Origin of the sequence: Rhodococcoides kyotonense, from assembly GCF_900188125.1 — a bacterium.
GTDB lineage: Bacteria > Actinomycetota > Actinomycetes > Mycobacteriales > Mycobacteriaceae > Rhodococcoides > Rhodococcoides kyotonense.
In genome coordinates this window covers 225,161-251,574 of the sequence record NZ_FZOW01000010.1, presented here as the reverse complement: position 1 = coordinate 251,574, position 26,414 = coordinate 225,161, and the positions used below count along the sequence as shown (strand labels likewise).

Annotated in this window: 26 protein-coding genes; 15 read left to right on the top strand and 11 right to left on the bottom strand. The window is 64.7% G+C overall.

Annotated elements, in window-relative coordinates; translation table 11 throughout:
- Positions 1–5 precede the first annotated feature (5 nt).
- Entirely contained in the window at positions 6–317 is a 312-nt protein-coding gene (locus CHB96_RS18080; protein WP_089248707.1) for an ArsR/SmtB family transcription factor, read from the bottom strand.
- A gap of 139 nt (positions 318–456) precedes the next feature.
- On the opposite strand from CHB96_RS18080, the gene CHB96_RS18075 reads away from it, so the two are divergent.
- From CHB96_RS18075 to CHB96_RS18060, 4 genes are all read left to right on the top strand, one after another.
- Entirely contained in the window at positions 457–1,710 is a 1,254-nt protein-coding gene (locus CHB96_RS18075) for an MFS transporter (protein ID WP_089248705.1), read from the top strand.
- A 71-nt stretch (positions 1,711–1,781) separates the two neighbouring features.
- A complete protein-coding gene (locus tag CHB96_RS18070) occupies positions 1,782–4,157 on the top strand; it encodes a lysylphosphatidylglycerol synthase transmembrane domain-containing protein (RefSeq protein ID WP_089248703.1) in 2,376 nt (791 codons plus the stop codon).
- Position 4,158: 1 nt separating this feature from the next.
- Positions 4,159–5,223, top strand: coding sequence for a DNA alkylation repair protein (locus tag CHB96_RS18065; RefSeq protein ID WP_089248701.1), 1,065 nt, complete (start codon positions 4,159–4,161; stop codon positions 5,221–5,223).
- 142 nt (positions 5,224–5,365) lie between these two features.
- Positions 5,366–7,156 (top strand): EAL domain-containing protein, encoded by a 1,791-nt coding sequence (locus tag CHB96_RS18060; RefSeq protein WP_245865840.1) that lies wholly within the window; start codon positions 5,366–5,368, stop codon positions 7,154–7,156.
- 63 nt (positions 7,157–7,219) lie between these two features.
- Here CHB96_RS18060 and CHB96_RS18055 read toward each other — a convergent pair whose 3' ends face one another.
- From CHB96_RS18055 to CHB96_RS18040, 4 genes are read right to left on the bottom strand one after another with little or no spacing between them, the layout of a single operon-like run.
- Positions 7,220–7,513 carry a putative quinol monooxygenase gene (locus CHB96_RS18055; protein WP_089248795.1) on the bottom strand — a complete coding sequence of 98 codons (294 nt, stop codon included), beginning with the start codon at positions 7,511–7,513 and terminating at the stop codon, positions 7,220–7,222.
- A 55-nt stretch (positions 7,514–7,568) separates the two neighbouring features.
- Positions 7,569–8,390, bottom strand: coding sequence for a spermidine synthase (locus tag CHB96_RS18050; protein ID WP_089248699.1), 822 nt, complete (start codon positions 8,388–8,390; stop codon positions 7,569–7,571).
- Positions 8,383–8,835 carry a cupin domain-containing protein gene (locus tag CHB96_RS18045; RefSeq protein ID WP_089248698.1) on the bottom strand — a complete coding sequence of 151 codons (453 nt, stop codon included), beginning with the start codon at positions 8,833–8,835 and terminating at the stop codon, positions 8,383–8,385. The genes CHB96_RS18050 and CHB96_RS18045 overlap by 8 nt, the downstream gene beginning before the upstream one ends.
- Positions 8,832–9,500 carry a TetR/AcrR family transcriptional regulator gene (locus CHB96_RS18040; protein WP_089248696.1) on the bottom strand — a complete coding sequence of 223 codons (669 nt, stop codon included), beginning with the start codon at positions 9,498–9,500 and terminating at the stop codon, positions 8,832–8,834. Before CHB96_RS18040 ends, CHB96_RS18045 begins: the two co-directional genes overlap by 4 nt.
- Before the next feature lie 206 nt (positions 9,501–9,706).
- On the opposite strand from CHB96_RS18040, the gene CHB96_RS18035 reads away from it, so the two are divergent.
- From CHB96_RS18035 to atzF, 5 genes are read left to right on the top strand one after another with little or no spacing between them, the layout of a single operon-like run.
- Positions 9,707–11,257, top strand: coding sequence for an amino acid permease (locus CHB96_RS18035; protein ID WP_089248695.1), 1,551 nt, complete (start codon positions 9,707–9,709; stop codon positions 11,255–11,257).
- 6 nt (positions 11,258–11,263) lie between these two features.
- The gene (locus tag CHB96_RS18030; protein ID WP_089248693.1) at positions 11,264–12,055 is read left to right on the top strand and encodes an urea amidolyase associated protein UAAP1; all 792 of its coding nucleotides are present in this window, start codon (positions 11,264–11,266) and stop codon (positions 12,053–12,055) included.
- Positions 12,052–12,672 (top strand): urea amidolyase associated protein UAAP2, encoded by a 621-nt coding sequence (locus tag CHB96_RS18025; RefSeq protein WP_089248692.1) that lies wholly within the window; start codon positions 12,052–12,054, stop codon positions 12,670–12,672. Before CHB96_RS18030 ends, CHB96_RS18025 begins: the two co-directional genes overlap by 4 nt.
- Positions 12,673–12,713: 41 nt before the next feature.
- Positions 12,714–14,708, top strand: coding sequence for a 5-oxoprolinase/urea amidolyase family protein (locus CHB96_RS18020; RefSeq protein WP_089248793.1), 1,995 nt, complete (start codon positions 12,714–12,716; stop codon positions 14,706–14,708).
- Positions 14,701–16,383 (top strand): allophanate hydrolase, encoded by a 1,683-nt coding sequence (gene atzF / locus CHB96_RS18015; RefSeq protein WP_089248791.1) that lies wholly within the window; start codon positions 14,701–14,703, stop codon positions 16,381–16,383. The genes CHB96_RS18020 and atzF overlap by 8 nt, the downstream gene beginning before the upstream one ends.
- 48 nt (positions 16,384–16,431) lie before the next feature.
- Here the strand turns inward: atzF and CHB96_RS18010 are convergent, their stop codons facing one another.
- Positions 16,432–17,064 (bottom strand): LysE family translocator, encoded by a 633-nt coding sequence (locus tag CHB96_RS18010; RefSeq protein ID WP_089248690.1) that lies wholly within the window; start codon positions 17,062–17,064, stop codon positions 16,432–16,434.
- Between the two features lie 61 nt (positions 17,065–17,125).
- Entirely contained in the window at positions 17,126–17,986 is an 861-nt protein-coding gene (locus tag CHB96_RS18005; RefSeq protein ID WP_089248689.1) for an SGNH/GDSL hydrolase family protein, read from the bottom strand.
- Positions 17,987–18,311: 325 nt separating this feature from the next.
- Between CHB96_RS18005 and CHB96_RS18000 the strand changes: the two genes are divergently transcribed.
- The 3 genes from CHB96_RS18000 to CHB96_RS29735 are packed head-to-tail and all read left to right on the top strand — an operon-like array spanning position 18,312 to position 20,960.
- Entirely contained in the window at positions 18,312–19,115 is an 804-nt protein-coding gene (locus CHB96_RS18000; RefSeq protein WP_245865838.1) for an MBL fold metallo-hydrolase, read from the top strand.
- A gap of 15 nt (positions 19,116–19,130) precedes the next feature.
- The gene (locus CHB96_RS17995) at positions 19,131–20,765 is read left to right on the top strand and encodes an alpha/beta hydrolase (RefSeq protein WP_176444354.1); all 1,635 of its coding nucleotides are present in this window, start codon (positions 19,131–19,133) and stop codon (positions 20,763–20,765) included.
- A 30-nt stretch (positions 20,766–20,795) separates the two neighbouring features.
- Complete coding sequence (locus CHB96_RS29735) at positions 20,796–20,960, top strand: hypothetical protein (RefSeq protein ID WP_176444353.1); 165 nt, start codon at positions 20,796–20,798, stop codon at positions 20,958–20,960.
- Between the two features lie 3 nt (positions 20,961–20,963).
- Here CHB96_RS29735 and CHB96_RS17990 read toward each other — a convergent pair whose 3' ends face one another.
- From CHB96_RS17990 to CHB96_RS17980, 3 genes are all read right to left on the bottom strand, one after another.
- A complete protein-coding gene (locus CHB96_RS17990; RefSeq protein WP_089248688.1) occupies positions 20,964–21,236 on the bottom strand; it encodes a hypothetical protein in 273 nt (90 codons plus the stop codon).
- Positions 21,237–21,377: 141 nt separating this feature from the next.
- Entirely contained in the window at positions 21,378–22,286 is a 909-nt protein-coding gene (locus tag CHB96_RS17985) for a transketolase family protein (RefSeq protein ID WP_089248687.1), read from the bottom strand.
- Positions 22,283–22,954 (bottom strand): thiamine pyrophosphate-binding protein, encoded by a 672-nt coding sequence (locus tag CHB96_RS17980; RefSeq protein WP_089248686.1) that lies wholly within the window; start codon positions 22,952–22,954, stop codon positions 22,283–22,285. The genes CHB96_RS17985 and CHB96_RS17980 overlap by 4 nt, the downstream gene beginning before the upstream one ends.
- 110 nt (positions 22,955–23,064) lie before the next feature.
- On the opposite strand from CHB96_RS17980, the gene CHB96_RS17975 reads away from it, so the two are divergent.
- Complete coding sequence (locus tag CHB96_RS17975) at positions 23,065–24,009, top strand: NAD(P)/FAD-dependent oxidoreductase (protein ID WP_089248684.1); 945 nt, start codon at positions 23,065–23,067, stop codon at positions 24,007–24,009.
- Here the strand turns inward: CHB96_RS17975 and CHB96_RS17970 are convergent.
- A complete protein-coding gene (locus CHB96_RS17970; protein ID WP_245865837.1) occupies positions 24,006–24,467 on the bottom strand; it encodes a MarR family winged helix-turn-helix transcriptional regulator in 462 nt (153 codons plus the stop codon). The two genes, CHB96_RS17975 and CHB96_RS17970, sit on opposite strands and share 4 nt — an antisense overlap.
- Before the next feature lie 74 nt (positions 24,468–24,541).
- Here CHB96_RS17970 and CHB96_RS17965 point away from each other — a divergent pair, with 74 nt between their 5' ends.
- Together CHB96_RS17965 and CHB96_RS17960 are read left to right on the top strand one after the other, a co-directional pair.
- Positions 24,542–25,774, top strand: coding sequence for a multidrug effflux MFS transporter (locus tag CHB96_RS17965; protein ID WP_089248680.1), 1,233 nt, complete (start codon positions 24,542–24,544; stop codon positions 25,772–25,774).
- Positions 25,775–25,810: 36 nt separating this feature from the next.
- Positions 25,811–26,410: a TetR-like C-terminal domain-containing protein gene (locus CHB96_RS17960; RefSeq protein WP_089248678.1), complete on the top strand. Its 600-nt coding sequence runs from the start codon at positions 25,811–25,813 to the stop codon at positions 26,408–26,410.
- Positions 26,411–26,414: the final 4 nt, after the last annotated feature.

Here is a 26,414-nt window from a genome sequence, read left to right as displayed (position 1 = left end):
CCGAATTACGGCTCGTTCGCCAGCAGATCCAACAGACCGGGGAATCTTTCGTTCACGTCGCGCCGACGGAGCGTGACCTTGCGACTGTTCCCACGGTCGACTTGAAACACCAGACCCGACTCACGCAGAACGCGAAAATGGTGCGTCAGAGTCGATTTGGACACTCCGAGCTCGAACGACATGCACGTGCGCTCGGCGCCGTCGTCCTCGCCGACGAGCTCGGTGATCACCCTGCGGCGCAACGGGTCCGACAGCGCCGACATGACGGAGCCGAGTTCCATCTCGGACACGTCGGGGTGGCCTTCGTCGTCGGGCATTCTGGGGCTCCCTTCGGTCGCCATGTGCACAGAAATACATAACCGGCTATGCATTTTCGTGCACATGGAGGTACGGCTTGCATCGTACCTAACTATCTGCTGTTCTAGGTACGACATTTTTCGTACCTAAGGGGTCCACGTGCACTCGAAGCCGACGCTGGCCGTCGTACTCGCAGCTCAATTCGTCATTCCCATGTCCATTGCGGGCACCGCGATCGCACTGCCCGAGATTGCGGCGGACCTCGGTGAGAGTCCCGGTCCCCTGCAGTGGGTCGTCAACGGCTTCAACCTTGCGTTCGCGCTGTTCACGGTCGTCTGGGGCGCCACGTCCGACCGGATAGGTCACCACCTCTCGTTCCGCATCGGCGTCGCACTGACCGGACTCGCAGGTATCGCCAGCGCCGCTGCACCGAACCTGCCGCTGCTCGACGGCGCCCGCGTCCTCGCTGGTATCGGCGCTGCGGCAGTCCTCGTCGGCGCGACCTCGATCCTGTCGAACATCTACACCGGCACCGCTCGGGCGACAGCGTTCGCAGCCTTCGGCACCGTGAACGGGCTCGGCCTCGCGCTGGGTCCGTCCATCGCAGGCGTCCTCGTCGGCGGCATCGGCTGGCGCGGTGTGTTCCTGGCGCAGGCAGTCGTTCTCGCTGCTGCCTTCCTCGGCACTCTGACGTTGCCCGCGGTTCGCACCGACCGCGCACCCGGCCTCGACCTGGGCCTACTGCGGAACCGACGATTCCTCGGCCTGTGCCTGGTACCCGTTGCGGGCGCGATCGGATTCGTGACGCTGCTGACCTACCTGCCAGGTGCGTTGAGCGGTATCGGATCGATGAGCGCCGGGCCAGCGGGACTGTTCATGCTTGCGATGACTATTCCCGTGCTCGTCGCCCCGGCGGTGGTCGCCCGCCTGATCACGGCCGGACGTACACATCCGATGACGGTGATCCATGTCAGTCTCGGCGCGCTGGTCGTCGGCGACCTCGGAATGCTGACGTTCCGGCCGGACAGCTCGATCTGGTGGCTCGTCGTCCCGATGCTCCTGCTCGGACTCGGATTCGGCCTTCCCATCGGCCTGGTCGACGGCGAAGCGCTCGCATCGGTGCCCGCGCACAGCAGCGGAACTGCGGCGGGCGTACTGAACCTCTTCCGCATCGGCAGCGAAGCACTCTTCGTCGCCGGGTACGCGTGGCTGCTGACGATCCTCGTGAAGGCAAGCATGCCGAACGACCCGCGCGCCGACGCCACAGCTGCAGGAATCCCTGGCTTCCCTTACGAATACGCCCACGCATTCCATCAGGTGGCCGCGATCCTGGCGGTGCTCGTCGCCGCGACTGCAGGCGCCGCAATACTGCTGATCCGGGCGAACGACAGGCAGAAAGTATCGTCGCCCTAGCCTGCGCAACGAACGTCGTCGCAGGCTCGCGCGGTAGGTTGAGCCCCACAGACGAGCTAGGGGAACGATAGATGCGGGTTGACGGGCGGGACATTCCGGTGACGGGAAGTCTTCTACAGCCGCTCGTTCGACGCACCAGCGACATCCTGCGCGTCGTTCTGTCGCTCGTTCTGCTCGCCGCGGTCATCGCTGGATCGCTGATCACGCGAGGCCAGTGGGATGCGTTGGAGACGTCGGTGTCCGGCATCGTCGGAGTCCTCAGCCCGGATCAGTCGAACCTCGTCTACCTGCTGTACGGCGTCGCGATTCTTGCGCTACCGTTCGGGATTCTGATCGGGCTGATCGCCGGGCGGCAGTGGAAGCTTCTCGCCGGATACGCCGCGGCCGGACTCATCGCGGGCCTGGCGCTGTCCATCACCGGCACCGGAATCTCGACGCCCGAGTGGCATCTCGACGTGCCGGACCGCCTCGACACCTTCCTGTCGCAGTTCCTCGACGACTCCCGCTGGATCGCGATGCTTGCTGCGGTGCTGACGGTCTCCGGCCCGTGGCTGCCCGCCCGGTGGCGTCGTGTGTGGTGGTTCCTGCTCCTCGCATTCGTCCCGATCCACCTCTTCGTGAGTACCGTCGTCCCGGCGCGATCGATACTGGGGTTGTCGGCTGGCTGGTGTATCGGCGCGCTGATCGTGCTCGTCGTGGGAACACCTGCGCTCGAGGTCCCGTTGGATCAGGCCGCCCGTCTGCTCGCCAAGAAGGGCCACACCGTCGAGAAGTTCACGGTGTTGAAGCCTGCAGGCCCCGGCCCTCTCGTGCTGTCGGCGACGACCCAGGGCCCGGAACCGGAAGTCGTCGTCGAGATGTACGGGCAGAACCAACGCAGCGGCGGTGCTCTCCGGCAGGTCTGGCGATGGTTGTCCTTCCGCAACAGCGAGTTCGCGCCACTGCACGCGTCGATGCGACGAGCCGTCGAACATCGCGCTCTGATGGGCATCGCCATCGGCGATCTCGGCGTGGCCAGCAGCAAACCCCTCGCCGTCGCATCCCTCTCGCGTGGATGGGCGCTGTACGCGCACAGCGCGCCGCGCGGCCTGCCGGTCGACGAATCGTCCCCGGATGCGCTCGCCACCAGCATCTGGAAGGGCCTGAACACCCTGCATCTGTCGCAGATCTCGCATGGAGATCTCCGTAGCGACGAGATCAGGAACGACGACGGCCAAGCGCTGTTCGGCGGGTTCTCCAACGCCGAGTTGGGGGCGTCGGATGCGCAGATGCAATCCGACGTCGCACAGCTGTTGATCTCCACGTCGGCCCTCTTCGGTGAGGAACGCGCGGTGCGGATCGCGATCGACACCCTCGGCGAGGACATCGTGCTGACGGCGTCGGGCAGGCTCACACGCTCTGCAATTCCGGCCCGCGTCCGAAAATCGGTGCCGGACGGCAAGGGCGTCATGATGGCCGTCAAGGACGAGGTTCTGAAGCAGACGGGCACCGACAAGATCCGGGCCGAGCAGGTCACACGTTTCACGCGAAACCAGATCATCCAACTCGTCCTGCTCATCGGGCTCGTCTACGTCGCATACCCGTTCATCAGCGCGGTTCCGACGTTCGTCACGGAACTGCAGACGGCCAACTGGTGGTGGGCGCTGCTGGGTCTCGCGGTGTCCGCGCTGACGTACATCGGAGCAGCAGCGGCGTTGTGGGCGTGTGCTTTCGGCATGGTGAGCTTCAAGAACCTGACGATCATGCAGGTAGCCAATACTTTTGCGGCAACGACGACTCCGGCGGGCGTCGGCGGACTTGCCTTGAGCGTGCGGTTTCTGCAGAAGGGCGGTCTCGGTGCGGTGCGCGCGACAGCCGCTGTGGCACTTCAACAGTCAGTACAGGTCATCACACACGTGTCGCTTCTCGTGTTCTTCAGTGTCGTCGCGGGCACGTCGGCCGATCTTGCGCACTTCGTCCCGGATCCGACGGTCCTGTATCTGATCGCCGGTGTCGCCCTGGGCATCATCGGCACGTTCATGTTCGTCCCGACGCTTCGGCGGTGGCTACGCAATGCAGTTCGGCCGCAGCTGAAGGAAGTGTTCGGTGAACTTGGGCAACTGGCGAAGGATCCCAAGCGGTTCCTGCTCATCGTTCTCGGTTGCGCTGCAACGACACTCGGCGCAGCACTGGCCCTGTGGGCGAGCGTCGAGGCATTCGGGGGTGGCACGACGTTCGTCACCGTCACCGTCGTCACGATGATCGGTGGAACGCTCGCGTCGGCTGCGCCCACACCCGGTGGCGTCGGCGCCGTCGAGGCCGCGTTGATCGGTGGACTCGCCGCGTTCGGACTACCGGCGAGCGTCGCGGTGCCGTCGGTCCTGTTGTATCGCGTTCTGACATGCTGGCTTCCGGTCTTCTGCGGTTGGCCGACGCTGCGATGGCTCACCCGAAAGGACATGGTCTGACATGCCGACTGCGGACGAACTACTGGGCAATGCCGTCGTCGACGATCTTCGAGCGTGCCTCGGCCTCGAACTGAGCGTTGCGTCTTTCGACAGCGCTTCGCTGAGCACACGTATGCGCCTCGTGCGGGATGCCTTGCTGTCCGAAATGCCGTCCGACTACCGAGATTTCGAGGCCGCTCTTCGGGCCGCACTACCGGATTCGCGCTTCACCGGTTGGATGATCTGGCCCGTCACCGAGGCTCTCGCGGTTCGCGCCACCGCTGCAGGCAAGCCCGAATTCGATTCGGGGCTGGAGCTTCTCGCCGAACTGACGTCACGTCTGACCGGCGAGTTCGCCATCCGAACGTTCCTGGACGCGGACCTCGACCGCACGCTGGCCACCGCGCAGACGTGGACCACCCACCCGGACCCCCATGTACGACGCCTCGCCAGCGAGGGCACACGTCCGTTCCTCCCGTGGGCACGACGCGTCGCGGCGCTGACCGCGAGACCCTATGCGACCCGCGGCATCCTCACCGCGCTGTACCGCGACGAGTCCGAGTACGTACGCCGATCCGTCGCCAACCATCTCAACGATCTGAGCCGAACCGATCCGGAACTCGTCGTGGAGCAAGCTTCTGCGTGGATCGCGGATCCGGACGAGAACACTCCGAAGTCGGTCCGGCACGCATTGAGAACACTCGTCAAGAAAGGCCATCCCGACGCGTTGGCTCTGCTGGGTTTCGCCGCGCCCGTCGGGGTCACCGTCGAGAACCTGACCGTCACACCGACGACCGTTGTCCGCGGCGAGAGCGTCGAGTTCACCTTCGATCTGGGAAACACGTCTGCTTCGAACCAGTCCGTGGCGATCGACTACGTCATCCACCACGTCAGGGCCAACGGCACACGCAGCCCGAAAGTGTTCAAGCTGACCACGAAGTCGCTGCCGTCGGGATCTCGTCAGCAGATCGTCAAGTCGCATTCGTTTCGACCGATCACCACGAGACGGTACTACCCGGGCGAACACCTGATCGAGGTTCAGGTCAACGGTCACACACTCGGAAGTGGCCTGTTTCTACTCGACTAGCCTTGTCATCGATTCGAACGAACGACTGAACCCTGCACTGGTACGGTTTCCTCAACGGGTCGGGACCGGGAACAGAGAACGAGTGGTGTGCGGAATACGCCGTCGCGCCGCACGTTCGAAGAACGAGAGAGGCCGCGTATCGGTGGGCGACTTTTCCGCGTCTCGGTCGAACACGCCTTCCAGCTCGTTCGGTGGTCGGTCGTGGGTACCCGCACCCGACGGCGCGCGATGGGCACGTCTGTTCATCAGTGCGATGACGTTGTCGTTCGGCCTCGCCGGGGTGCTGATGATTCCATCCGGCCAATTCACCGTCGTCGAAGCGGCAATCGTAGGGATAGCGGCTCTGTCGACCGTCCCCGTCGCGATTGCATGGTGTGTGGGATCGTGGCCGAGTCGACGCGTCGCCGCCCTCTACATTTTGTGGGCCGACGTCGGAATCCTCACAGTACTGTTCGCGTTCGACTCACCGTTCATCGCAATGCCCGGGTGCGCGATGTTCGCCGTCGTCGCGGTGTTCGCCACGGTGGGTACGTCACCACGCATTCTGGCGTTGCACCTGTGTGTATCGCTGAGCTCGCTCGTCGGACTTGCAACGCTGTCCGTTCTCGACGACGCCAACCCGTGGTCGGTCGCATCTCGCTTCGTCACTCTCGGAACACTCTTCGTCGTCCCGTTCGCGTTGCGTCCGTACCTGCGCAACCTTCGTCTTCGCGCCCAAGTGGCCGTACGTGACTCGCTGACCGGCCTGCACAACCGTCGCGGTCTGTTCGAGGTCGTCGAGAAGCTCAACAACACCGTTCCCGAGTCACGTACCGAGCCCACCGTCATCGGCGTCGTGGTGACGGATATCGACAAGTTCAAAGCCATCAACGATCGCTACGGTCACCCGTCCGGCGACTCCGTTCTCGTCGAGGTCGCAGACCGCCTCCGCGGCGCCGCGTCGTCGAATTCGGTTGTCGCCCGGCTCGGAGGCGACGAATTCGTCTGCGTCCACATCGGTTCACGAGCCCATGTCGACGCCGCCGAGCAGAGGATCCGCGACGCACTGGAGGAGTCGTTCGACGACCCGCCGTTCACGACGAGCGTCGGGGCAGCCGGAGACACCGCGATTCGAGGGGACGCAAGCGGCGCGCAGCTCCGACGCCTGATAGCGCTCGCCGATATCGACCAGTACCGCAACAAGACTCACCGCCACGAGACAGTCCCTCACAGGATCGATCCGCTGCGGGTGCGCGACAGAATCGAATCGCTGATCGAGTCCGGCGGACCGAGCATGGTGTTCCAACCGATCTGCGACACGGCGACCTCTGCGATCGTCGGTTACGAAGCGCTGTCACGGTTTCCGTTCGGCCACGGATCGCCACTGATCTGGTTCCGCGACGCGTCGCAGGCAGGCATCGGGCCACGCCTCGAACTCGCCGCCATCGACGAAGCACTGCGGACGATGCGCACCCTCCCGCCCGATGCCTTCGTCTCCATCAACGCCTCTGCCGAAACCATCAGATCGACGGACCTGCTGACCCGGCTCGGGCCGCACCTCGACTCACGCACGCTGTATCTCGAGATCACCGAACACGAACGCGTCGACGACTACCGTTCGGTCGCGCGCTCCGTGGAAGACCTCCGCGCCGCCGGCGTCCGTATCTCGGTCGACGACGTCGGCGCAGGCTTCGCAGGCCTTCGTCAAGTCGTCGAACTCAAACCCGATGTGCTGAAGGTGGATTACGCCCTCGTCCACGGCATCGACAAGGACCCGACGCGCAGAGCAGCGGCGGCAGCACTCGCCGGATTCGCACGCGACGTCGGGTCGACCCTCGTCATGGAAGGCGTCGAGACCGCAGGCGAACTACGTGTCGCACTCGAACTGGGAGTCGACATGGTGCAGGGATTCCTGACCGGGCGGCCGGAAGCCCCACCCCTGGCAGTGTCCTAGACCCACGGCGGCGTCCTAGAACCACGGCGTCCTGGAAGCACGGTGTCGTAGAACGACGGGGTCCTAGACGTCGGACACAGTGAACTTGGTCAGCCCCGGCGCGCCCGCGAGCAGCGGGCCGAGGTCGGTGATCTTGCCCGGCCCTGCGCGGAATTCGCGGTACTTCGCATCGGCCTCGGCCGACTCCCACCGCTCGTAGGCGATCCAATGCGTCGCGTCGTCCTCGTCCACCAGTACATCGACACCCAGACATCCGTCGAACGCACGAGTCTCGGCGAGTACGCGGCTCAGAACCACCTTCGCGTCGTCGAGGATCTCGGGCTTCAGCTTCAGGTCGAGCAGGGCGATGAGCGCCATCGTGCATCTCCTACGGTGATCGGTCAGTGTCTGAAGATCACTGTAGAACATGTTTCTATACTGGGTCTCGAAGAACTTGTGCGTCCCGCGCGAAAGTCCGAACCTGCTCGTCCAGCCAGACATGCGCGGGCACACCGCCACCGAGAAGCTCACGCGCCAAGGCGGGTTCCTGCGCCAACGGGACATCACTGCCCGCGATGACGACGTTGCCGTAGCGTCGCCCCTTCAGCATCGCCGGATCGGCGATGATCGCGGTGTGCGGGAAGACCGAACCGATCGTCGACGCTTCCCGTCGCGTCCGCGTCAGATCCCGCGTGTCACCACAGTTGACGACGTAGATTCCGGACGGCGCGAGGACGCGTCGTACATGCTCGGTGAATTCCTTGGTCTGCAACGGTTCCGGCGTGGTACTGCCTGCGAACACGTCACGCACGACGAGGTCGCGACTGTTCTCGGTCAGCGTCTCGGTCACCTCACGTGCCTCGCCGACGCGGATGCGTAGCAACGGAGCGCGGGGCAGATCGAACCACTCGCGGACGAGTTCGGCGAGCCTACCGTCGAGTTCGACGACGACCTGACGTGCATCGGGGTACACAGCCGCGAAATACCGTGCGAGAGTGCAGGCCCCGCCACCCAGGTGCAGCGTCCGCAGCCGCGGACCTGGAAAGTCGTGATGGGATACGAGACCGGCCATCCAGCGCATGTATTCGAAATCGAGTTGGGTGGGGTCGTCCATGTCGATGTGCGAGCTCGGCACACCGTTGATCTGCACGGTCCAGCCGTCGGAAACGAGTGTGTCTCTGACCAATTCGCACGTACCGGTGTCGATGTCGTAGACACCGGCTTTCGGACCCGCCGTGTCCTTCTTTCTAGGCATTCTGTTCCAACGAGAAATCGTCGAAGTCGAAGCCGGGACTGACGATGCACGACACGAGCGACGGCTCGTCGCCCAGCGGCCGGGCGCGTTGCCAGTACGACGCCGGCACGACGCATTGCGGGGACTCGGCCGCCAGCACATCCGGGCCGACCGTCAGCGGCGTGATCGGACCCGGGCGCGGCCCGTCGCCTCCGAGTTCGAGCAACACCGGACTCCCGCGGTGATACAGCCATATCTCGGCGCTCCGGACGGTGTGCCACGCCGACTGCTCACCGGGCAGGAGAAGAAACAGAATCGCCGTCCCGGCCGAACGGGGGCCGGCATAACCGTCGGGCAGATCGTTCTGCGGAATCTCGACGTCGCTACGCCAGGTCTCGCGGAACCAGCCGCCCTCGGGATGTCGGGACAATCCGAGGCCCTCGGCCCAATCGGGTAGATCGCTCACCCCGTCAGTATGCGTGCCCCGCTGCGCAACGATTCCGTCGAGCCGGTCCAGCCCAATACACGGACGGCCGCGTCGGCGATCAGAGCCGGACTCCACGCCGTCGACGCCACCCTCCCGTTCTCGACGTCCGCACGCCCGTTGACGACGGTCTCGACCAGGCGGAAGGGCAGGTCCTGGGTACCGGGCAGTGCATCGGCGCCGAGTTCACCGAGCATCGACGACGCCAGCGAGGCGTACAGATCCATCAGCGCGTATCTGTGTCGGCGGAACGACTCGAACCTGTCCGCTCGCACCTCCGGCAACAGATACAGCGCTCCGAGATTCCACGTCGAGCGTGTGAGCTGGTCCGCGTCGAACAGTGCAAGGGCGTACATCTTCACCGAGGCCGACGCGTCGCTGGACTCCACCTGGCGCCCGACGGCCAACGGCTCGTCGACGGTTCCGCTGAGCAGTGCGTCGAGCATGTCGTCCTTACCGGCGAAATGGTGATAGAGCGAGGCCTGCCGGATCCCGACCGCGTCGGCGATCATGCGCGTCGACGTGTTGGTGAATCCCCGCGTGGTGAACAGCTCCGCAGCCGCGTCGAGTATCTCCTCGCGTGCCGTCTCGCCCGGACGCTTCTTCGTGCTGAGTCTCGGTCTTCCTGCGCCGGTCGTGGTGGCCATGGCTTCATCCTGGCATCGAATTGCCCGCTGTGAAATTTCTGTCATTCGACAGAAACATAGGAAACACAGATGTTGCACGGCGGCACGCATTCGCTACATGCGCGTCACCCAACAGGCGATTCCGACCGGAAAACTATCGAGTGACAGAAACCCCGCACCGGCAGCGCAGACGGGCGGTCACACTCACTTCCTTCCAGGAGACGTTCATGAGCTCGACTACTCTGCCCGCACCAGAGGGCCCGTCGTCACCGACCGCGACCACCAGTGACCATTCCGACCTCGTCGAGTTCGGTTACGAACCACAGCTTCACCGCTCGCTCGGCAAATTCGCGTCGTTCGCGGCCGGTTTCTCGTTCGTATCGATCCTGACGACGATCTTCCAACTCTTCGGGCTCGGCTTCAGCTTCGGTGGACCCGCTTTCTTCTTCACGTGGCCGCTGGTGTTCCTCGGTCAGTTCATGGTGGCTCTCAACTTCGCCGAACTCGCTGCGCGATACCCGATTTCAGGTGCGATCTATCAATGGTCGAGGCGCATGGGCGGTGAGATCGTCGGATGGTTCGCCGGATGGTTCATGATCATCGCCCAGATCGTCACCGCCGCCGCAGCAGCAATCGCATTGCAAGTGGTCCTCCCGAGTGTCTGGAGCGGGTTCCAGTTCGTCGGCGACGACACTGCCCTGACGTCCCCGAGCGGTGCCGCGAACGCCGTCATCCTCGGATCGGTCCTTCTGGTGCTGACGACGACGATCAACTGCATCGGCGTCAACTGGATGTCGCGCATCAACAGCATCGGTGTCACGTGCGAAATAATCGGTGTCGCAGCGGTTGTCCTCGTCTTCTTCACACACGCCGAGCGTGGACCGCAGGTCGTTCTCGACACGGGATCCGCAGGCACCGAGACCGGCTACATCTGGGCGTGGATCGTTTCCGGCTTGATGGCCGCCTACGTCATGGTCGGATTCGGGTCGGCAGGTGAGCTCGCCGAGGAAACACACAATCCCCGACGCGTTGCGCCTCGCACGATTCGTCTGGCACTGTCGGCTTCCGCACTCGGCGGCGGACTCATGATCGTCGGCGCACTCATGGCAGCACCGAGCCTCACCGATGGCCGACTCGCAGCGGAAGGGCTTCCGTACGTTCTCGATTCGATTCTCAGTTCGCCGTGGGGAACGGTCCTCCTGATCGACGTCGCCATCGCCGTCTTCATCTGCACGCTCGCCATCCAGACCGCCGCATCGCGCCTGATGTTCTCGATGGCACGCGACGGCCGACTGCCGGCGTCGAAGCTGCTGTCGACGGTCAACGCTCGGACCGGAACTCCCATCGCGCCGTCCGTTCTCATCGGATTCGCCTGTGTCGCAGTTCTTGCCGTGAATGTCGGCAATGCGGCGATCTTCACGACGCTGACGAGTGTCTGCATCGTGCTGATCTACCTGGCCTACATGATGGTGACGGTGCCCCTACTGGTGCAGCGCCTGAAAGGGTGGCCGCACGCACGCGCCGAGGTCGATTCGGAAGGCAAGAAGCTCTTCTCGCTGGGCGTGCTCGGCATCCCCGTCAACATTCTCGCCGTGCTGTACGGCAGCCTCATGGTCGTCAACCTGTCCTGGCCACGCGCCGAAATCTTCAACCCCACCGGTGAATTCCCGCTGCTGCAGTGGGCCGCACCGCTTACCGTCCTTGCCGTCGTCGTCGTGGGCATCGCTTGCCTGCCACGCGGCAAAGCCCACCCGAAGCCCGTCACGATCGGAGCCTGAGATCACATGAACACCGCCACGACACATGCTGCACGACAGCACGCACGAGCCCAGGCAGCATCGATCGACGGGCCGACCGCTCCGGACGGTATCAGCGAACTCACCTGGTCCGACACCGTTCCCGGCGGCCGCTACACCACGAAGGTGCTCGCGCGAGGCACCCGACTGCGCCTACGCGACGTCGACGGCAGCGCATGCGCTCACCTCCTGCTGTATCGCGCCGATGCGCCGTGGGAACGGCTCAATGCCGCTGACACGGTCAAGGTTCCATGGCAGGCGTATCTCGGCGAGGGGCATCCGCTACTGTCCGATCAGGGTCGCGTCCTCGCCACCGTCGTCGCCGACAGCTCGGGCCATCACGACGCGTTCTGCGGGACGACGTCCGTCCCAGCAAATATCGCCAAATACGCGGTGGGCTCGCTGCATTCGGACGCGCCAGCGGGACGTGAACTGTTCACCGTCGCTGCAGCGAAGCACGGCCTGGAGCCGCGAGATCTACCGCCGTCGATCTCCTTCTTCCACGGCGTGCGCGTCGAACCCGACGGGGCACTGACCTCGACCGGGACTGCAGGACCAGGTGCCGAGATCGATCTGCTGATTCATCTTCCCGTCGTCGTACTCCTCGCCAACACGGCGCATCCGCTCGATCCGTCGCCGACGTTCGATACGACCCCGCTCGAAGTCCTGGCATGGGATGCCTCGTCCGAGTTGGCCAGCTTGTCCAATACCGATCCCGAATACCAGCGCGCCGTGTGGAACACCGAGTCGGCGTGGAACGCAGCGAAAGGCACGAAATGACAACGACACTCGACACGGTGGTACTCGACGAGATCGCCGACGCCCGAGCACCCTGGTCGACGGTCGTCGCGGCCGGCGACGTCCTGACCATCGTCGATCTGCACGGCAACCAGGCCGTCGACACGCTGATGTACGCGGCACGCGATCACAGCATCCGGTATTCCGCTGCTGCAACCGTCGTCGCACAGAAGAATCTGTTTCTCACCACCGGAACCGTTCTGCGCAGCGATGATTCGACTGCGCTGATGACCATCGTGGACGACGAGGTCGGCAACCACGACACCGTCGGCGGCGCGTGCTCGCAGGAATCGAACACACTTCGCTACGGACATCACACCAAGCATCAGCACGCCTGCGTCGAGAACTTCCTGATCGAGGGCGCCAAGTGGGGCCTCGGCAAGCGAGACCTGGTGTCCAACATCAACTTCTTCATGAACGTGCCGGTCGACGCCGACGGCACACTCGGCATCGTGGACGGGCTGTCCGCACCCGGCAAGTCGCTGTCGCTGCGCGCCGAGATCGACACACTCGTGCTCGTCTCCAACTGCCCGCAGATCAACAACCCGTGCAACGGATTCGACCCCACGGCGGTACGCATGATCGTGACGCGGCCGTGACCGGGGTGAGTGGGGCGGGCAGTCGCGGAGCCGGCAGCAAGATGACCGTCGTGCGTCCCGGAATGCTGACGACGGTGCAGGACTGGCCGGGACGCGTCGGATACTGGCAGGTCGGGGTGCCGCCGTCGGGGCCGATGGACGACCTGTCGTTCCGTCTCGGAAACGTCGCGCTCGGCAATCCCGAGGGCGCTCCAGGAATCGAATCGGCCATGGCGGGACCAGCTTTGACGTTCGACTCGGACACTTTCGTCTGTGTCACCGGTGCGGATGTCCCGGTTCGGGTCGACGGCATCGCCGTTGCGCAGTGGCGACCTGTGCTCGTTCCGGCAGGAGCCACCCTCGACGTCGGCATGACCGACGGCGCGGGACTCCGCGTCTACGTCCTGATCCAGGGATCGCTCGACGTCGAGCCCTATCTCGGTAGCGCATCGACGTTCACGCTCGGCAAGTTCGGCGGCCATCGCGGCGGCACGCTCGGCGAAGGCGACGTACTGGAGATCACCGGGTTCACCGACGATGGCGACCGCATCCGATCGATCCCGATGGAACACCGCCCCGTACTGACCTCGACGTGGGACATCGCCGTCACCGAGGGGCCGCACGGTGCACCCGAGTTCTTCACACGAGCCGACATCGACACGCTGTATGCGACGTCGTACGAGGTTCACTTCAACTCCGACCGGACCGGCGTGCGGCTCATCGGGCCGAAGCCGGAATGGGCGCGGCAGGACGGCGGCGAGGCTGGGCTGCACCCGTCGAACATTCACGACAACGCGTACAGCGTGGGAGCGCTCGACTTCACCGGTGACACACCGATTCTGCTCGGCCCCGACGGTCCGAGCCTCGGCGGATTCGTCTGTCCAGTCACGACGGTGGCTGCCGAGCGTTGGAAACTCGGACAGCTGAAGGCCGGTGACACCGTGCGGTTCGTGCCGGTGAAAGCCGCACACGCCGCGAAGCTGGGGTCGTTGGGAGTCGAACGACGAGCCGGCATGTCCGTCGTCTTCTCGAGTGGCGGTGACGCAGACGACGGCGTGCTCGCTCGCCGGCATGCCGAGACCTCCGTGACCTACCGGCGTTCCGGTGACGACAACGTGCTCGTCGAGTACGGAGACATGAAGCTGGACTTGACGTTACGGGCCCGTGCGCATGCGCTTCACCAACGCGTCGAGGCGCTGGCTCCGAAGGGTCTGATCGACCTCACGCCCGGTATCCGGTCGCTCCAGGTCAAGGTCGACCCAGACGTTCTCCCGATCTCCACGCTGATGGGCATGCTCTCGGACATCGAGGACGACCTTCCTGCGGCGTCGGAGCTCGTCGTGCCGTCGCGTCAGGTCCGCATGCCGCTGTCGTGGGACGATCCGTCGACCCGCGAGGCGATCGAGCGCTACATGCACGGCGTACGCGCCGACGCGCCGTGGTGCCCGTGGAACATCGAGTTCATTCGGCGCATGAACGGGTTGGACTCCGTCGCAGATGTTTTCGACACCGTCTTCGCCGCGGAGTACATGGTTCTCGGACTCGGAGACGTCTACCTCGGTGCGCCCGTGGCAACTCCGCTGGATCCGCGACACCGCCTCGTGACGACCAAGTACAACCCCGCGCGCACGTGGACACCCGAGAACGCCGTCGGCATCGGTGGGGCATACCTGTGCATCTACGGCATGGAGGGCCCGGGCGGATACCAGTTCGTCGGACGTACGACGCAGGTGTGGAACCACCGATACCCCAGCACCAGTGCGCCTTTCGAGAACGAGAGCCCCTGGCTGCTCAGGTTCTTCGACCGCATCTCGTGGTACCCCGTCGAACCCGAGGAGCTGATGGACCTGCGCGCGGACACCGCAGCAGGACGCGGTGACGGTGGCGTACAGATCGTCGACGGCGAGTTCTCCCTCGCCGAGCACGAACAGTTCCTCGCCGCCAACGCGGAATCGATCGACAGCTTCCGCGCGACGCAAGCGGTGGCGTTCGACGCCGAACGCACCGCATGGTCCGCTGCAGGCGAATTCACGAAGAAGGGTGGCACCGATGCATGACATCACCGAGCGAGTACGTCTGGCCTACAAGCGGATTGCAGAAGTAGATCGACCCGAAGTGTGGATCACTCTCCGCTCCGAGGACGACGTGCTCGCCGACGCGGCCGACGTCGATCCGTCGTTGCCCCTTGCTGGTCTGCTCGTCGCGGTCAAGGACAACGTCGACGTCGCCGGATTGCCCACAACGGCTGCGTGTCCCGAATTCGCGTACGTCCCCGAGGCGACAGCGACTGCGGTTGCGCGGCTTGTCGAGCAGGGCGCTCTGATCCTCGGCAAGACGAATCTCGACCAGTTCGCCACTGGGCTCGTCGGCACGCGGAGCCCGTACGGCGCGGTGCGGTGTGCGTGGGACCCCGAGCGTGTGTCCGGCGGTTCGTCGTCGGGCTCTGCCGTGGCTGTGGCGTTGGGTATCGCGGACATCGGGATCGGTACCGACACAGCGGGTTCCGGTCGAGTTCCGGCTGCGTTCCATGGACTCGTCGGCATCAAGACGACGCTCGGCATCGTTCCGTCGACGGGTGTCGTACCGGCATGCGTCGACTACGACTGCGTCACGGTACTCGCCAACGATCTCGATACCGCGACGCGCGCAACGCATGTCATGAGTGGTTACGACGCAGTGGATCCACGCAGTCGCTGCTGGCCCGCCGATGTACGGTTGTCCGCTTCGCCGACACCTCGCATTGCCGTTCCCCGTGCCGAGGACCTGGTAGCGCTGAGCCCCGAGTACCGGGACGCCTTCGACCGGACGCTTGCATCGCTCGACGGGATAGGTGTCGAGGAGGTCGACATCTCTCCGTTGCTCGACGCCGCCGCGCTGTTGTACGACGGCGCTATTGTCGCGCAACGCTATTCGGCGGTAGGAGCGTTCCTGGGCACAGCTCCAGAAGGCGCGGATCCCACAGTGGCACACATCGTTCGGAATGCCGAGCAGCCGTCGGCGCACCGGTACGTCGACGACCTGGCTGTGCTGACATCCGCGAAGCGCGCCGCAGAGCAGCTACTCGACGGGTTCGACGGACTGTTGCTGCCGACCACTACGGAGCATCCGACAATCGCTGCGGTACAGGCGGATCCGCTCGGAATCAACCGACGACTCGGCACGTTCACCAACTTCTGCAATCTGCTCGACATGGCTGCCGTCGCGGTGCCGGGTGCCGATACGGCGTCGGGAAGTCCGTTCGGGGTCATGGTCGTCGTCCCCGGTTTCGCAGATCAGGTGGCGATCGATGTCGCGGCATCGATCGTGGGTTCGGATGCGCCGGTTCTGGTGGACGAGGGTGTCGACGTGCTGGTCGTCGGCGCGCATTTGCGCGGTTTTCCACTCCATCGTCAGCTGATCGAGCGCGGTGCACGCTTCGTGAGCGAGGTCCACACATCCGATGCCTACCGACTGGTCGACCTCGGAACCACACCGCCGAAGCCGGGCCTCGTCCGCCACGGTTCCGGCCACGGCGCACCCATCTCCGGCGAGCTGTACCGGGTCTCCGCGGCAGGCCTCGGCACGTTCCTCGCCGGGCTTCCTGCGCCGATGGGGCTGACGTCCGTCGAACTCGACGACGGCCGCTGGGTGACGGGCTTCTGCTGCTCCTACGACGCCGCGGAACAGGGTGCCGACATCACGTCGTTCGGTGGGTGGCGGGCGTATGCCGCTGCGCGGCCTGTGCGTGCATAGTTGGTCTCCGGCCCAACATTGCGCGCATGGGCGCCGCAGGCGCACAGCTCACGGTCGGCTGCCATCGGTGACGAGTCGAACCGCAAGTAGGCCGAGGACGGTTCCCATCAGGTACCGCTGGACCCGCGCCCACGTCGGTCGCACGGCCAAGAACTGCGCGATCGTGCCTGCTCCCATCACGATCAGTGCGTTGATCGTCACCGCGACGAGAATCTGTACTCCGCCGAGCACGACGCCCTGCAGAAAGACCTGTCCGGCAGCTGGATTCACGAACTGAGGAATGATCGAGATGTACATGACGGCCATCTTGGGGTTCAGCAGATTCGTCACCAACCCCATCGTGAAGAGTCGACGGTTCGAATCCTGCTGGAGCCCAGCCACTTCGAACACCGTCGTCGATCCGCGAAGTGCCGAGACCGCCAGCCACAGCAGATAACACGCTCCGGCGATCTTGATGGCGAAGTACAGCGCAGGAACGGCGGCGAACACCGCTGCCAACCCGAGGTTGGTGGCCACGACGTACACCACCAACCCGAGGGCGACGCCTCCGAGCGACACCAGTCCTGCAGTCCGTCCCTGAGAGATGCTGCGCGACACCAGATACACCATGTTCGGGCCCGGCGTGAGCACCATCGCCAGCGCGACAGCGAACACGCCCATCACCGCAGTCGTCGTCACCATGACGTCAACGATGGCAGTGATCGTCCCCGTTGTATCGGGCCAGTTTCACGATCGTGGACCGCTAGAGCGAATCCTCGACGACCTGGGCGAACGCGGCCATTCCGGCCGCAGTGGGGTGCAGCGGAGCGGCCGGGTTCGCCGGGACCACGCCTTCGAGGTAGCGCTGATCGGGCGCAGCGCATGCATCGTGACCGACGCTCACAGGTCTGACGTCGACGAAGGCTGCATCGTGCTGTTCCGCTTGCGCAGCGAGTGCGTCGTTCAATTTGTCGACGCTCGCCTGGAGGTAGTCCGCATCCCGCGCCCACACCGGCTGGACGCCATAGCAGCCACCGGGCTGCACGTACGTGCCGTAGCCGACGACGACGATGTCGGCATTCGGTGCACGCTCGGCAATCGCGTCCAGCGTCTCACCCCACCTCGGTGCGGCAGCGGCGATGGCGTCGGCGATTCGATCGTCACCGCCTGCCGTGAGTGCGTCGGCACACGACGACCCGTTCGGCTCGGGGGAGAAGTTGACGCAGCCCCGAGCCGCAGACACCAGGTCGACGTCGTTTCCGCCGATGGTGATGGTGACAAGATCCGTGTCCGACGACAGCGCGTCGAGCTGGATCGGGATCGGTCCACTGTTTGTCTGCTGCGGGGTGGTCGTGATGTTCTCCGATCTCGCGCCCGAGCACGAGACGTCGACGAATGTCTGCGCACCGATCAGACCGGCCAGAACGTGCGGATAGTTGGCGCCGGACTGCAGACACCCCGGTGTACCCGTCGACGGAGGGATCAGCGGACCCGACGCAGCGGAGTCCCCGAGTGCGACGTAGTCGATCGCGGGCGGGGAATCGGCCACGACTTCTTCAGGGCTCGTACCGCACCCGGCCAGCGCGAGACCCGCTGCCAGTAGTCCCACCGCTGCACGACGCATGATCGTCCCAGGGTACCGACGCGACCCGATCACCGCCGCGCACGTTCCAGCGCACGCGCACGTTGCACGTTCTTTGCCAGGCTCGGCATATTCGCAGATACTTCACAGGCCGGATGCTGCCGTTGGCAGGCCAGGGCCGGTACCCTCGACCAGGTCATTCACACACGCATACGTAAGGACTCGAGACTTTCATGATCACCAACTTCATCAACTTGATCCTCGGCAGCGTCGGCTCCATCTCCGCAGGCAGCAGCGGTTTCGAACTGGCTCCGGGAGTCCTTCCCTTCGGTCTCTGACCTTCGTGGGGGAAGATTTCCCACTCTGTGTGACGTGCGGCGTCCAGTATCCACAGGACGCCGCACGTACTCACTGCTCCATCTGCGAGGACGAACGGCAGTACGTCGGCTACGACGGCCAACAGTGGACGTCACTGAACGACATGCGTCGCGACGGCTACTCCGTCGACATCCGCGAGGAAGTCCCTGGTCTGTGGGGCCTCGCGACGTCTCCCACATTCGCCATCGGTCAGCGAGCTCTTCTGGTACCAGGCGAGGGCGGCAACGTCCTGTGGGACTGCATCTCCTACATCGACGACGCGGCCGCCCAGCGCGTGACCGAACTCGGCGGCATCTCGGCGATCGCTCTGTCGCATCCGCACTACTACAGCTCGATGACCCAGTGGAGTCGCGCGTTCGACGACGCCCCGATCTACGTGCACGAACGCGACGCGCAGTGGGTTCCCCGGACCGACAACGTCGTGTTCTGGTCGGGCGACACCAATGAGATCCTTCCCGGACGCACCCTGATCAATGCGGGCGTCCACTTCGCCGGCGGCACTGTCATGCACTGGGCCGACGGCGTCGACGGCCGAGGCGCACTCTGTGCCGGAGACATATTCACCGTCGTCGCAGATCGTCGATGGGTCGGTTTCATGTACAGCTATCCCAACTTGATTCCCGAGCATCCCGACACCATTCGACGCGCCGTCGAGCTCGTCCGGCCGTACGCATTCGAATCGCTGTACGGCGCGTGGTGGGATCGGATCATCACGCACGACGCGCATGCCGCGGTGTTCCGCTCGGCCCGACGGTATTTCGACCACATCGGAACCCCGATCGACGGGATCTGACCCTACTATGTGACGATGCACAGCCTGCGGCGGTTCTTCGCACGCCTCGAACCTGCCGCGTTGTTCCCCGCCGTCGTGTTCTTCGCATTCTCGATGACGCCGTCCCTTCTGCCGCGCGTCTGGTATCTCCAGGGCGTCGCGACCGGAATCAGTGTCGCGACCGGGTACGGGCTCGGATGCCTCCTGCTGTGGATCGGGCGTGCGTGCGGTCTGAAGCCGACATGGTCCGACAGGACGAAACGCTACGGCTGGTGGGCTCTCGCCGCCGTCACGGTTGTCGTCGTCCCGCTGTTTCTCGTTCTCGGGTCCTGGTGGCAGGAGATCGTTCGGGGGATAGTCGAGATCGACGAACCGGGTAGGGCTCTCTATCTCGGCGTTCTCTTCGTGGCGGTGGCCGTCGCAGTTCTTCTTCTGATGAGTGCACGCGGATTGCGCTGGTGTGCAAGGAAACTCGCCGTCCTCTGCACACGGTTCGTACCCATCCCCGTCGCCAAGGGCATCGGGATCGCGGTGGTCGCGGTACTCACGCTCTTCCTCGTGAACGGCGCAGTCAACAACGTCCTCATCGCGACCATCGCAAGCTCGTCCAAGATTTCCGACGAGGGCAGCCACCCGGGCGTGGAACAACCGACAGCGCCGGAGAATTCGGGATCACCCGAGTCCTACGAGAACTGGGACTCGTTGGGCATGGAGGGCCGCCGTTTCGTCTCGTCCGGTCCGACCGCCGAGGAGATCGAGAACTTCACCGGCGCACCGGCGTCGACACCGATCCGTGCGTACGTCGGTGCAGCAGAGGTCGATTCGATCGACGAGGCAGCGGACCGAGTGGTAGCCGAACTCGAGCGCACCGGTGCGTTCGACCGCGCTGTCGTCGCGGTGGCGACGACGACGGGCCGCGGCTGGGTCAACGAGTCGGTCGCCGGATCGCTGGAATACATCTACGGCGGTGACACTGCGATCGCGTCGATGCAGTACTCGTTCCTGCCGAGCCCCATTGCCTTTCTCGCCGATCGTAATTCACCGCGTGAAGCGGGGCGCGTACTGTTCGACCGAATCTACGACGCCATCGCGGAACTCCCGGAAGACGCGCGGCCCAAGTTGGTCGCGTTCGGTGAGAGCCTCGGCGCCTACGGCGGCCAGGACGCGTTCGGCGGAGCGCGCGACATGGTCGCGCGGACCGACGGCGCGCTGTGGGTCGGCAACCCGAACTTCACGAAGCAGTGGGCAGAGATCACCGCCGACCGCGATCCCGGCTCACGCGAAATCCTGCCGGTGATCGCGGACGGCAGGAACGTGCGCTTCGCAGGCAGGCCGTCGGACCTCGAGATCGGCACACCGTGGGCCCAGCCGCGTGTCGTCTACTGGCAGCACGCGTCGGATCCGATCACCTGGTGGTCGCCGAATCTGATTCTGCATCAACCTGATTGGCTGCGAGAGCCGCGCGGCGACGACGTCGACCCAGGTGTTCGGTGGTTCCCGTTCGTCACCTTCTGGCAGACGACCTTCGACATGGTGTTCTCCACCGACGTACCGCAGGGCTACGGCCACAATTACGGCGAGGATGCCGTCGACCTCTGGGCCGACATCCTGCAACCCGAAGGATGGACACCGACGAAGACCGCCGAACTGCGCGACATCATCGCGGGTTGACCGTCGGCACTTCAGGGTATGCGGGCGAGCATGACTGCCAAGGACGCTGCCAACCCGCACACTGTGGACACCGACAAGGAGCCGGACGGAGCCGACTCCGATGTTCAGTCGGATCCTGCCGAAGGTACCGAGTCGGGAGATTGGGCCGGTGAAGGCGGCGCATCGCCGGAAGGCCCGGCCACCGACACGAAGTAGGAATCAGGTTCCCGTCAGGCGACGTTCGTACGGACGAACCTGACGAACGTCGCACACGGGAACTACCTTCTCGACCATCGTGCGACCCCCGAGCCAGTCCTCGATGGTGAACACGACGCGGAGGTCACCGAGCCAATCGATGTCGACCACCACGCCGACCGAACCTGCGGGCACCCCACTGCACCACGTGCGTTTGCCGAGATCACGAACTGCGACAACGGTGTCCCCGTCGCGCCACGTGTTGTCGTGCCACGAGTGCTCTACTGCTCTGTTCATCGTCCCCCGACCGCTGTGTGTACGACCTCTTCCGTACCCGACCAGTGAACAACACCACAGCGTGCGTTTCAAGGCGACTCAGGTTGGTTGACCTGGACATTCGATGGTCCAATGCCCCTTTTCAGCCCCGAAACGGGGCGCTCATCCGAAGAAGTCGTCGAGACGGTTCTTCAGACCTTCGACATCGAGTCCGTGCGCCCGTTCATGGTCTTTCGGTGACCCGTACTTTCGGAGTTCTTTGTGTTCCACTCCTAGCCCGAGCAGTCGATGTGGAACGTGTTTCACAGCGTCCGACAGATGCGGAATCGACGTCCCCGCCAGGTACGGTTCCACGATCGCCAGATCGGGCAGCGTCAGCGTGGACACAACGGTCTCGGCGTCGAACGGGCGGATCGTGTCCGCGTACAGAACCGTGACATCCCGATGCTCGACGGCCTTCAGCGTGTTGTCGGCCGTCGGTCCCACTGCGATCACCGTCCCGGCCGAACCTCGCTTCAACACGGTGAATCCGCCGGCCTCGGAGTAGCGTCGTCGATTCGATCTGCCGTCGAGCCGGATGTAGACGCGATCGTCGGACGCCACTGCTCGACGGAGTGCGCGCTCGGCCTCGTCGGCGTGACCCGGAACGTGGATCGTCCAGTCGTCCAACGTGTCCAGTAGTGCGACATCGCGATGTCCGAAATGCGTCTGACCTCCGGCCGCCATGCTGTACGAACCACCGGAGCTGACGAGGACGGCCCCCACACCTTGATGACCGAGGTCGAGCTTCACTTGCTCGAAGGGTCGTTCGATCAGGAACGGCGGGAACGTGTGCACGATCGGTCGCATCCCGGCCAGCGCCATCCCGCCGGCTACGGAGATCAGAAGTTGTTCGCGGATACCGACATTGATCACTCTCGGTCGAACGTCGTCGGTCAGGTGCGGGTCGAGATACGCGACCCCGATCTCGGCGAGAACGAGAGCTCTGCGGGTGTCGTCGGCAAGTAGTTCTGGAACGACGCGGTAGAACCGCTCGCGCTGATCGGTCTCTGCGGCAAGGGATGTCGTCATGATGTCTTCCTTTCGACGTGTGCGACGACGACGTGCGGCGCGCTGGAATCACCCGCACCCAACGCGCGCCGAAGTGCGTCGTGATCGCGGCCGTTCACGTCGTCGGCGATCCATCCTTCGACGGTGAACCTGCTCGCGATGCCACCCGGCCACCCCAGCCCGGAGGAGTCGTTGTCGACGACGATCGCGGTGAGCGTGCTCAGCCCTGCCCGCCCGGCGAACTGGATGGCTTCGATGTTGCTGCCCTCGTCGAGTTCCGCGTCGCCGAGAAGGACGAACACCCTCGCCGCGCTACCGCGTAACCCGAGAGCGACGGCCGTGCCCGCGGCCAGACCGAGCCCGTGGCCCAGGGAGCCCGACGAGATCTCGACGCCGGGCACGAGCGTGCGGTCCGGGTGATAGCCCAGGATGGAGTCGAAGTCGCCGAACGTGTCCAGTTGCGTCGGCGTCAGAAACCCGTGAGCCGCGAGGACGGCGTAGTAGGCCATCGGCCCGTGGCCCTTGGACAGGAAGAATCGGTCGCGATCGGGATCGTTCGGGTCTGCGTGCAGGATGTCTCGATACAGGACCCAGATGACATCGAGCGTGGAAGTAGCGCTGGCGTCGTGCTTTTCGTCGCCGGTCATTCTGGTCATGAGCGCCGGCAGATCTTCGTAGGTTGCTGTCATGACTCCACCCTGCAACCTCGACCAATGTTGAGGTCAAGCCCGCAGAACCAGTCTTTGCCGTATTGGCAAACAGAGTTGCCATAGCTGCCGTACTGAGCCACAGTGGTCCCATGACAACGAACCCCGAGTACGACGTGATCATCATCGGCGGCGGCGCCGCGGGCCTGGCGGCGGCCGTGACGCTCGGCCGCGCACGGCGACGCGTCCTCGTCGTCGACGCGGGCAGGCCACGCAACGCCCCCGCCGAGCACGCCCACAATTACCTGGGCCTCGAAGGGATTCCGCCCCTCGAGCTGCTGCGCCGGGGACGCGAGGAGGCGCAGTCGTACGGCGCCGAGATCCGCGACGGTTCGGCGATCTCGGCCACGAAGTCCGACGCCGCGTTCACCGTCGACCTCGCCGACGGCACGGCGGTCACCGCACGTCGACTGCTCGTCACGACCGGTCTCACCGACGAGCTTCCGGACATCGACGGCCTGGCCGAGCGCTGGGGACGCGAGGTTCTGCACTGCCCGTTCTGTCACGGCTGGGAGGTGCGCGAGAAGACCGTCGGCATCATCGGCAGTCCGTTCGCTGCGCACCAGGCGCTCATGTGGCGACAGTGGGTCGACGACGTCGTGCTGTTCACCCGCGAATTCGCGCCCACCACAGAGGAATCGGCGAAGCTCGCCGCTGCAGGCGTTCGTGTCGTGACGGGGGAGATCGCCAAGATCGCGATCGAGAACGACACACTGACCGGTGTGTCGTTGACGGACGGCACCACTGTTCCCGTCCAAGCCGTCGTCACCAAGCCGACGTTCACCGCCAACGCGGACATCCTGGTGAGCCTCGGTCTGGAAGTAACCGAGATGATGATGGGCGATCAGCCGATGGGTGCGACGTTCGCCGCCGCCGACCAGGCGGGCAACACGTCGGTCCCCGGAGTGTTCGCCGCAGGCAACGTCGCCGCTCCGATGGAGAACGTCATCGGTTCCGCCGCAGCCGGTGTGCGCGCCGCGGGTGGCATCGTTGCCAGCTTCATCGAGGAGGACACGCGTCTCCAGGCCCCGGCCTAACCATGCTCACGCAGTTCGTTCATCAGCAACCGCAGTGCCGGTGCGACCGAAACGAGCTGCGCTGCAGCATCTTCGGGAAGTCCGGCCAGGGCATCGGTGATGCGCGACGACCAGGCCGCCTCGATTCGAGTGCGGTTACGCACCATCTGGTCGGTGACGTTCAATTGCGCGACCCGCCGATCCTCGAGTGACGGCGTACGCGTCAGGAGTCCTCGCTGGACCAGATTACGCACTGCAGCACTGACATTCGACGGTTGCATCGCGAGCACGTCCGCGAGCGCGCCGACGCCGACGCCGGGGCTCCGGTCCACCTCCTTGAGGATCGTGAGCTCCGGTGCAGGGATGCGCTCGATCCCCAGATCTTCGACGGGATCGAGTCGCTGGATGGTCCAACTGAGATCGTGCAGCACCGATGCAAGGGCCGCTGGACCACGCTCGGGTCCGGTTGGGGAAGTCACACGACCAGAATACATATATTTCTATATGTTATTCTCGTTTTCATTCCCCTTCTTCGAATGGACTTCTACTTCCGATGGTCACCGAAACTTCCGATACCACCAGCAGGACCCTGGCACCGCCGAGCGGAGTGCTCATCTGCGTCCTCGCGCTTCTGACGGCCATCCCGCCGTTGGCGACCGATATGTATTTGCCCGGATTCCCCGCGATGGCAGAGGAACTGTCGACGTCGGCGAGCAGTATCCAGCTCACGCTCACGACATTCCTCATCGGACTCGCACTCGGACAGCTGGTCATCGGACCACTGTCGGACAAGCTGGGCCGACGGCTTCCCCTCGTCGTCGGTTCGGCAGTCTGCCTGGTCGCGGGCGCTGCTGCCGCGCTCGCACCGTCGATCGAGTTCCTGATCGGCGCACGGTTCGTCCAAGGATTCGCGGGCGCTGCTGGCGTCGTGCTCTCTCGCGCGATCATCGCCGACCGCACCGAAGGCAGCCGCTCCGCCAAGCTGTTCGGGCTCATGATGATCATCGGCGGCGTCGCCCCGGTCATCGCCCCGCTCATCGGCGGTGCCGTCGTCGACTCGATCGGCTGGCGTGGGGTCTTCTGGATCATCACCGGCCTGACGGCTCTGATGCTCGTCTGCGCGATCGCGTTCGTTCCGGAATCGCTCCACCCCGATGCCCGACGCGGCGGCGGTCTCACCGAGATGATCACCGGCATCGGCTCCGTCGTGCGCAACCCGCGCTACGTCGCGTACACGCTGACCTTCACGTTCGCGTTCAGCGTGATGTTCGCGTACATCTCTGCCTCGCCGTTCGTACTGCAGAACATGCTGGGGCTCAGTGCCGGTCAGTATTCGGCAGCGTTCGCCGTCAACGCTCTCGGTCTGATGATGGGCAGTGCCGTCACGGCCAAGCTCGCAGATCGAATTTCTCTGCATCGCATGATGACCGGAGGAATCTGCGCCGTCGTCCTCACGACGATCGCGCTCGTGATCCTCACGATCGTCGGAATCAGCTTGTGGCCGATGCTGATTCTGCTGTTTCTGACCCTCGCCAGCCTCGGATTCGTGTTCGCCAATGCAACGAGCCTCGCCGTCGCGCAGGTCCCTCACCTCGCAGGCACCGGTTCCGCAGTACTCGGCGCGCTTCAATTCGGCCTTGCCGCAATCGTTTCCCCACTGGTCGGCCTCGGCGGCGAAGAGACCGCAATCCCGATGGTCTCGGCAATGCTCGTCGGCGCCATCGTCGCTGCCGCAGCATGCTGGTACGCGTCGCGACTTCGCGACGCTCGTCCGGCCTCCGTGTAGCCTCGTCCACGGAAGGACCACCGAAATGGGGTAGGTGTGAAGGACCGGCCGACGTCTCTCCGGCCTGGCCGCGGACGACGGCCGGCCGGCGAAGTGCGTGCGGCAGTACTGAAGGCCGCCGCGGATCGGCTCGTCGACAGCGGCTTCGCGTCCATCACGTTCGACAAGGTTGCGGCACAAGCCGGTACGAGCAAGATGACACTGTACAAATGGTGGCCGTCGCCGGGGGCGCTGGCGTACGAGGCTTACACCACCGCGTTCGACGACGTGCTGACGTTCGAGGACACCGGTGACATCGTCGAGGACCTGAAAAGCCAACTGCGGTCGTTCGTTTCGCTTCTGACCGCCGACCAGTCGGGACGCGTCGTCGCGGAGTTGATCGGTGCGGCGCAGAGCGATCCGGCTCTCGCCGACGAATTCGTCCGTTCGTACGCCGGGCCGCGTCGCAGACGTGCCGTCGAGCGCCTCATGGCGGCCCGACGCGCGGGACAGATCGCGCGCGAAGTCGATCTCGAGGTCGTCGTCGACGAGTTGTGGGGAGCCTGCTACCTGCGGTTGCTTCTTCCGACCCTGCCACTCGACGACGACTTCGTCGATTCGCTCGTCCACAATGTGACCGCAGGGATCGTGCGCTGACGAG

Coding starts and splice junctions, on each gene's coding strand:
- CHB96_RS18080 (WP_089248707.1), bottom strand. CDS start 317: ATGCCCGACGACGAAGGCCACCCCGACGTGTCCGAGATGGAACTCGGC.
- CHB96_RS18070 (WP_089248703.1), top strand. CDS start 1,782: ATGCGGGTTGACGGGCGGGACATTCCGGTGACGGGAAGTCTTCTACAG.
- CHB96_RS18065 (WP_089248701.1), top strand. CDS start 4,159: ATGCCGACTGCGGACGAACTACTGGGCAATGCCGTCGTCGACGATCTT.
- CHB96_RS18055 (WP_089248795.1), bottom strand. CDS start 7,513: ATGGCGCTCATCGCCCTGCTCGACCTGAAGCTGAAGCCCGAGATCCTC.
- CHB96_RS18050 (WP_089248699.1), bottom strand. CDS start 8,390: ATGCCTAGAAAGAAGGACACGGCGGGTCCGAAAGCCGGTGTCTACGAC.
- CHB96_RS18040 (WP_089248696.1), bottom strand. CDS start 9,500: ATGGCCACCACGACCGGCGCAGGAAGACCGAGACTCAGCACGAAGAAG.
- CHB96_RS18035 (WP_089248695.1), top strand. CDS start 9,707: ATGAGCTCGACTACTCTGCCCGCACCAGAGGGCCCGTCGTCACCGACC.
- CHB96_RS18030 (WP_089248693.1), top strand. CDS start 11,264: ATGAACACCGCCACGACACATGCTGCACGACAGCACGCACGAGCCCAG.
- CHB96_RS18025 (WP_089248692.1), top strand. CDS start 12,052: ATGACAACGACACTCGACACGGTGGTACTCGACGAGATCGCCGACGCC.
- CHB96_RS18020 (WP_089248793.1), top strand. CDS start 12,714: ATGACCGTCGTGCGTCCCGGAATGCTGACGACGGTGCAGGACTGGCCG.
- atzF (WP_089248791.1), top strand. CDS start 14,701: ATGCATGACATCACCGAGCGAGTACGTCTGGCCTACAAGCGGATTGCA.
- CHB96_RS18010 (WP_089248690.1), bottom strand. CDS start 17,064: ATGGTGACGACGACTGCGGTGATGGGCGTGTTCGCTGTCGCGCTGGCG.
- CHB96_RS18005 (WP_089248689.1), bottom strand. CDS start 17,986: ATGCGTCGTGCAGCGGTGGGACTACTGGCAGCGGGTCTCGCGCTGGCC.
- CHB96_RS17995 (WP_176444354.1), top strand. CDS start 19,131: ATGCACAGCCTGCGGCGGTTCTTCGCACGCCTCGAACCTGCCGCGTTG.
- CHB96_RS29735 (WP_176444353.1), top strand. CDS start 20,796: ATGACTGCCAAGGACGCTGCCAACCCGCACACTGTGGACACCGACAAG.
- CHB96_RS17990 (WP_089248688.1), bottom strand. CDS start 21,236: ATGAACAGAGCAGTAGAGCACTCGTGGCACGACAACACGTGGCGCGAC.
- CHB96_RS17985 (WP_089248687.1), bottom strand. CDS start 22,286: ATGACGACATCCCTTGCCGCAGAGACCGATCAGCGCGAGCGGTTCTAC.
- CHB96_RS17980 (WP_089248686.1), bottom strand. CDS start 22,954: ATGACAGCAACCTACGAAGATCTGCCGGCGCTCATGACCAGAATGACC.
- CHB96_RS17975 (WP_089248684.1), top strand. CDS start 23,065: ATGACAACGAACCCCGAGTACGACGTGATCATCATCGGCGGCGGCGCC.
- CHB96_RS17965 (WP_089248680.1), top strand. CDS start 24,542: ATGGTCACCGAAACTTCCGATACCACCAGCAGGACCCTGGCACCGCCG.